The 583-nt window shown below is 35.7% G+C and carries 1 pseudogene; it reads left to right on the top strand.

Going from position 1 to position 583, the window contains the following annotated elements:
* Nucleotides 1-364, top strand: a pseudogene (locus tag ACFIMU_RS08760) (hypothetical protein); the annotation flags it as partial.
* Between the last annotated feature and the right edge of the window lie 219 nt (nt 365-583).

Below are 583 nucleotides of genomic sequence, written 5' to 3'. Positions count from 1 at the left end.
TATTTATGACCATGCGCATGTTTCTTATGATGCTACGGTTTTTAGTTATGCACGCGTTTATGGTCATGCCAAGGTTTCTGGCTTGGTTTGTATTTATAGCCATGCAAAAATTTATAATTATGCTGTTATTAATGGTCGTGCAAAGATTTATGGCTCTGTTTATGGCAATGCTTGTGTGAGTGGCTCTTGTGAGATTTATGGCTCTGTTTATGGCAATGCAAAAATCTCATATTGTGCAACGATCTGGGGGCGTACTTATGGCAATGCAAAAATCAATAAAAAAAGCAAAGTAAGGTTGGTTCCAAAAAATTGTGAGGTGTATGAAAGGGATAATGTTGTCAATATAACTGATAAAACAGAATAAAGAACGGCGTGGGGGGCGTGCTTTCTTTATGGTGTATAAACGCATATAAAATGCATTGCTATAAACATATCATAAAAGAGAGAGTAACATAAAAAAAGCCGTGTCAAATGATATGACGCGGCTTTCAAATAGCGTTTCTTATTGATTAAAATGAATCATCCACAATGGAGTAATGAATGCATATATACAAAACGTATCATATTGCAAGCGCTCTATGAG

It is taken from the genome of Bartonella sp. AC70YNML (genome assembly GCF_042196545.1).
Taxonomy (GTDB): domain Bacteria; phylum Pseudomonadota; class Alphaproteobacteria; order Rhizobiales; family Rhizobiaceae; genus Bartonella.
Note: the sequence above shows the minus strand (reverse complement) of the source record. Positions and strands in the feature narration are given on the sequence as shown.